Source organism: Microbispora sp. CL1-1, from assembly GCF_012034195.1.
GTDB lineage: Bacteria > Actinomycetota > Actinomycetes > Streptosporangiales > Streptosporangiaceae > Microbispora.
Genome location: NZ_JAATEK010000093.1, coordinates 1 through 6,210, shown reverse-complemented (window position 1 = coordinate 6,210; position 6,210 = coordinate 1). Strand labels below are relative to the sequence as shown.

The window sequence follows — 6,210 nt, the reverse complement described above, 5'->3', positions numbered from 1 at the left end:
CCGGTCCAGCCGAGCGCCTTCAGCAGCACCGTGACCGGCTGCTTACGCTTGCGGTCGATGCGCACGCCGACGCTGTCGCGCTTGTCGATCTCGAACTCCAGCCAGGCTCCCCTGGAGGGGATGACCTTGCCGCCGAACAGCTCCTTGTCCGAGGTCTTGTCGACGCTGCGCTCGAAATAGACACCCGGTGAACGGACGAGCTGGGACACCACGACACGCTCGGTGCCATTGACGATGAAGGTGCCCTTCGACGTCATGAGCGGGAAGTCGCCCATGAACACCGTCTGGCTCTTGATCTCACCCGTGGTGTTGTTGATGAACTCCGCCGTGACGAACATCGGGGCGGAGTAGGTCATGTCCCTGTCCTTGCACTCGTCGACCGAGTACTTGGGCGGCTCGAACCTGTGCTCCCGGAACGACAGGGACATGGTTCCGGAGAAGTCCTCGATGGGACTGATCTCCTCGAAGATCTCTTCCAGACCCGACTGAAGTGGAATGTCCCTTCGCCCGGCCTGGCGAGCCGCCTCGACCCGGCCCTTCCATCGCTCGTTGCCCACCAGCCAGTCGAACGACTCGGTCTGCAGGGCGAGAAGGTCGGGCACTTCGAGCGGCTCCTCGATCCGCGCGAAGGAGACGCGGCGAGGACCGGGCGGTACGGCGAAAGCGCGGGACGAGGCGTGAGGCGAGGCTGCCAACAGGTGTCCTTCCGAGGACTCGCGGACTGACTACACGCGCGCCGGAGGACAGCTCACTCGATAGGAGGAAGTGGGATGCCGAGGGCGAGCGTGAGAGGGCAGCATAAAGCAAACTACAAACAAATGTCCACACTTATCCGCATTGTCAACCTCTGTCCCGTAGCCAGAATCGCATGCCCGCCCGGAAATCGTCAAGCCGCCCTCAAGAAAACCACCTCTCGCGCCCCGCCGCACACCGAAAAGACCGGCCCGCCGGAAGGGGCGGGCCGGTCTCAGCCGAGGGCGGTTACGCGCCCGCCTTGTCCGGACGCTCGGTGACCCGGATCGCGTTCACGATGGGGTCGCCCTTGTGGGGCCGGAAGACCACGTCGAGCCGGCCGCCGGTGACCTTCACCGTGTACTGGCGGGTCACCGCCGTGTTCTCACCGGCCTCCTTGGCCAGGTCAAGGCCCTCGATGACCGGGACGCCCGCGACGGCGACGTCGAAGACGCGCTTGCCCGCCTTCTTGTGCCGGGTCTCGGCGAAGCCCAGCTCCACGGTGTAGACGCCGTCCGGAAGACGGTCGAACCGGTAGGCCTGCATGCCCTCGCGGGAGCTGCGGAACAGTCCCTGCTCGGACGTGCCCTTGACGTCCTTGGGCGACGTCTTCGCCTTGCCGCCGCCCACGTAGCCGTACCCGCCAGGGGTGTACTCCCGGTCGGCCGTCCACGTGTCGCCCGCCGCGTCGACCACGTTCTTGCCGCCGCCCGTCTCGACGGCGATCTGGACCTTCGGCACCACGACGACCACGCTGACCGGGACGACCGGCGCCCGGCCGCTCGACGAGCGCACGAGCAGCACGCCGGTGCGGACGTCCCCCGGGGACAGTCCCGCGCTTGAGGCGGTGACCCGGAGCGTCACGGATGCGCCCGCCTTGATGTTTCCGCTCGCCGGCGTCACGCCGAGCCAGGTCTGCGCCGGGTCGTTCTCGATCGTGTACGTCGCGTCGGAGCCCGGGTTGGACAGCTCGAACGTCGCGTTCCTGGTCGCCGAGGCCGGCATCACCAGGGTGACCTGGCCCGTGGACACGGTGACCCGGCCGGTGGCCAGTGCGGCGTCCACCCGTGTCCGGCCGCCGGCGGCGACGCTGACCTCCTTGGTGAGGGTGCCGTAGTCGGCCGCCGAGATCTCCACGTGGTGGTCGCCCGCGGGCACCTGCCCGAGGAAGGCGCCGTCGGGGCCCGTGGTGAAGGCGACGTCGCCGACCTTCACGGTCGCGCCGGCCAGCGGGCCGCCGTCGTTGGCGTCGGTGACGGTGCCGGCGACCAGTCCGTGTCCGCGCGCCGCGATGGTCAGGCTCTGACCGTCACGCAGGACCGGCCTGTCGGACGAGTACTGGAACGCGTCGGTGCCGTCTCCGTTCTCGATGCCGATCGTGGCCTTCTCCCCGGCCGAGTAATCGGTGTCGATCCCGCGGTAGCGGAACCCGATCGAGCCGTCCTCGCCGAGCAGCGCCTCGAACGAGATGAGCGCGTCCACGCCGTAGAACCGGGCGTTGCGCCACTCCACCACGAAGGTGCGGTTCGGCGCGCTGCCGATCGTGGCCGTGTAGAGCGCGCCCTCGCCCTCGAACAGCCCGAGGTCGGTCCAGTACGGATAGATGGCGGCGTTCGGCTCGGCACCGGAGGGCAGTGGTCCGTGGCTCGGGAAGGAGTAGGTGTTGCCGCCGAAGCTCAGGAACCCGTTCGTGCTGACCAGACCGCTGGTGTAAGTCTTGCCGTAGAACGGGAAGGCGAACGGCAGCGTGATCCGCTGGGTCTCGTCGTCGTAGGTGAGGGGCTCCAGGTGGGTGCCCTCGACGTACGGCTCGGCGCCGCTCCTGCAGGTGTGGCCGAACCCGTCGATGTGGCTGGCCAGCGCGATGTCCCTGGTCATCTCGCCGGTCACCGTGACAGGCACGGTGGTCTCCTCGGCGCACAGGGAGTCCGCCGTGACCTTCAGGTCGTAGGTCTTGTGCGGCAGCAGCAGCTCGTAGTGGCCCTGAGCGTCGGTGACGGCGGTGGCCGGCGTGCCCGCGGCGGTCACCGTGGCGCCCGCCTCGGGCAGGCCCACACTGGTGACCGTTCCCGACACCCTGCTCAGGGTCTGCGCCGTGAGCGCGACGTCCTCGGTGACCGTCTCGTCGGTGCCGACGGTGACGGTCCGGGTGACGTCGTCGTAGCCGAACTTCCGCACGGTGAGCGTGTAGTCGCCGCTCAGCAGGCGGGGCAGGCTGTAGCTGCCGTCCTGCGCGGTGGAGACGGTGCGGTTCAACGGGCCGGAGACCTCGACGGTCGCGCCGGCGAGCGGGGAGCCGTCGGAGGTGACCGTGCCGGTCAGCGTGCCCAGCTCGCCGGCCGGGGTCGCCTTGACGGCCGCGTACGCGTCGAGCATGCCCTCGCCCCAGACGAAGTTGTCCGCGGCGGTGCCGCCGCAGCCCTCGTCGTCGACGTCGGTCGCCGTGTGGTCGAGCAGCGCCCGGGTGCCCTCGATGTCGCCCCGCAGGAAGGGGGAGGCCGACCACATCAGCGCCACGGTCGCGGCGACGTGCGGGCTGGCCATCGAGGTGCCCGACTTCAGCCCGTATCCGTTGCCGGGCAACGCCGAGCGGATGTCGACGCCGGGGGCCGAGATGTTCGGCTTGATCTCGCCGTTCTCGCCCGGGCCTCTGGAGGAGAAGTACGCGATTCTGCCGTCGGCGTCGAAGGCCCCGGCGCTGTAGCTGGCGACGTATCCCCCGGGCGTGCCGGTGGTGTCACAGGCCGGCCCCGCGTTGCCGTTGGAGAAGGCGGGGAAGATGCCGGCGGCGACCCACGCCTCGACCATGTCCTTGTACCAGAGGTTGATGCCCTCGCCGCCCCAGGAGTTGTTCACGATGTCGGGCGCGAGGTCGGGACGGGGGTTCTGGCCGTTCAGGTCGGTGGGCGCGAGGATCCACTGCCCGGCGGCGAGCAGCGCGTAGTCGGGGCATCCCGTGAGGAGACAGGCCTTGGCCGCGATCCACTTGGCCCCGGGGGCGACGCCGATCGCGTTGGCCCCGCCGTCCCCGCCGACCATGGTGCCCACGGTGTGGGTGCCGTGGCCGCGGTCGTCGCACGGCGCCTGGCCGGGGCAGACGTGCGCCGGGTCGAACCAGTTGTAGTTGTGGTCGACGGCGCCGCCCGGCTGGGTGCCCCGGTATTGGGAGACCAGGGCGGGGTGGTCCCACTGGACACCGGTGTCGATGCTGGCGATGACGATGCCCTCGCCGTGGTCGCCGAGCTCGTCCCACACCTTCGGGGCGTTGATGCGGTCGATGTTCCACTCGACGGAGGCGGTCGCGGCCTGCGCCCTGGCCGGCTGCGGGTCGGGCAGGGGCACCGTACGGGACGGTTCGATCGCCGTCACCTCGGGCAACTGGGCGATCTCGGCGGCCAGCTTCGCGTCACCGGTCACCTTGACGGTGTTGACGATCCAGAAGGGGGTGAACTCCGCGTGCGCTTTCGTGAGGAGTTTGCGCAGGCCGGCCTGAGAGGAAGCGGCGGTCTCCGACTTCAGCCGGTAGACCTGCCGCGCCTTGTCGTTCTTGTTCTTCGCCATTCGGGCGGCGCCGAGGTCGGCGCGGTCCTTGAGCCGTACCCAGAAGGTGGCCTTTCCGTGGGCGGACAGGTCGTTCTGGACCACCCGATCGACCTTGTCCGGTCCGGGTGTGGCCGATGCTGCGCCGACCGCGGCGTTCTGCGGGAGCAGCAGGGCGAGGGCGGCGGTCCCGATCAGGACCGCACGCCGCACGTGCGGGAGTAACACAAGCTCTCCTATGTGGGCAAACAGGCACCCACAGGGGGAAAAGGGACTAGTGGGGTTCGGATGAACTCCGGGGACGTATCGTTGTGGATCTTGCCAAGATGGGCAAGATCAGGGCAAAGAGTTCAACTGGATTTAACAATCGCCCCTTACTGCCCGATCAGGACAGCCGAAAAATGTGCCCCGCGACCACGCCCTGGCCGCCGAGGCGGACGTCCCCACCGCCCTACCTGCGCCCTTCGTGCCGGAGGAGAGGCCCAAGGACGGCCGCGCCTCGGCCCCGGGCCCGCCGCCCTCGGCCTCACCCCCATGGCCCCTGCCCCCATGGATCTGGCCTGACGCCCCCTGCCCCCGATCCCACCGAGGTGGGTGTGCACCCGACGAACGTCGTACGGTCCCGCGCCTCGGGCTCGCGGAGCACGAGCCGCTCGGTCCGAGTTCGGGTCGACGGCGAACGGAGCGATCCGGAGACGGACACGCACGCGCCGCGCGGACCAGAGGCCAGGTCGCGGGTCGGCTGACGGCGTCCCGGCATTGCCGGGTGTCGTGCTTACGCAGCGGCGCGTGGATCGTCGTGAGACATGAGGGTGATCGTCGTGAGACATGAGGGTGAGAGGACGCGGTGCGGATGTACGGCCGCCGACGGAATCACGTGCCCGAGAGCAGTTCCGCTTCCAGTCGGCGAAACGCTCACGCATGGCAGAGAACTGGAGGAGTCGGCGCCATAGGCAGTGGAGTCGCGGTCGAGTACGTCCCCTAGGTAGGACAGCGACTCGGCGAACAATCGCCCATCGAAGCCCGGCCTGTCCGCGCTTCGCCCCGGTCTGTCCGCGCGTAGCCCACTGCGCCTCCCGCCTCACTCGCGCGGCCGCCTGCTCCCGATCCGGTGGTAGGTGAAGGCCCAGCGGTCGGTGCCTTCTTTGCGGCGGGTGTAGCGGTCGGGGTGCTGGTAGCGGTCGCGGTTGTGGAACTGGCAAGCCGGACCGAGGAGCTTCAGGTCGGTGAGGCCGCCGGTGCTCCAGTTGTCGGCGTGGTCGATCTGGCACATGGTCGCCGGGAGCGGGCAGCCGTCGACCCAGCAGGTGGCATACCGGGCGAAGATGGCCCGGCGCTGGGCGGGGGTGGCCAGGCGAACCTTGCGGCCCATGTCGAGCACCTGCCCGTCGGCGTTCATGACGATCCGCACCAGAGTCGAGGTCCGGGCGAGCCGATGCACGCTGGAGACGGGCAGCACCTGCCCCGTCGCCAGCAACAACCCCGGCGGCACCATCCCCAGCGGCCCTCCCAGCGAGGCACCCAGTGCCGTCCCCAGCAGCGACCCAGGCAGCGTGCCTGCCGACGCTCCCAGCGCCGACCCCAGCGACGCCCCGGGCGTCGTGCCCGCCGACGCACCTGGCGCTGCTCCGGGTGACGCCCCGGGAGCTGCTCCCGGTGACGCACCCCGCGATGCCCCCTGTGCCGCTCCTTGCGATGCTGCTTGCGCCGTCCCCGGCGTCCCACGCCCGGCTCCCGGTGCCGTTCCCGATGCCCATCCGGGTGGTGTCTCCCGCTCCGGTCCGGGCCCGCCGGGCGTCGCTCCCGACGGTCCCGATGTCCCCGACGCCTGCGTCGCACGCGAGCACCGCGCCTCGCCACTGCACCGCCACGCGCCCTGGCTGCCGCACCGGCACGTGCTCTGGCTGCCGCACCGGCACGTGCTCTGGCCATGCCGGT

The 6,210-nt window shown here is 70.0% G+C and carries 2 protein-coding genes and 1 pseudogene; all 3 read right to left on the bottom strand.

Annotation, left to right across the window (positions count from 1 at the left end; translation table 11 throughout):
- A pseudogene (locus HCK04_RS39840) lies at positions 1-695 on the bottom strand (DNA-directed RNA polymerase subunit beta); the annotation flags it as partial.
- Between the two features lie 286 nt (positions 696-981).
- Entirely contained in the window at positions 982-4,485 is a 3,504-nt protein-coding gene (locus tag HCK04_RS39835; RefSeq protein ID WP_260617569.1) for a S8 family serine peptidase, read from the bottom strand.
- 868 nt (positions 4,486-5,353) lie between these two features.
- Complete coding sequence (locus HCK04_RS39830) at positions 5,354-5,752, bottom strand: HNH endonuclease signature motif containing protein (RefSeq protein ID WP_168066666.1); 399 nt, start codon at positions 5,750-5,752, stop codon at positions 5,354-5,356.
- Positions 5,753-6,210 lie beyond the last annotated feature (458 nt).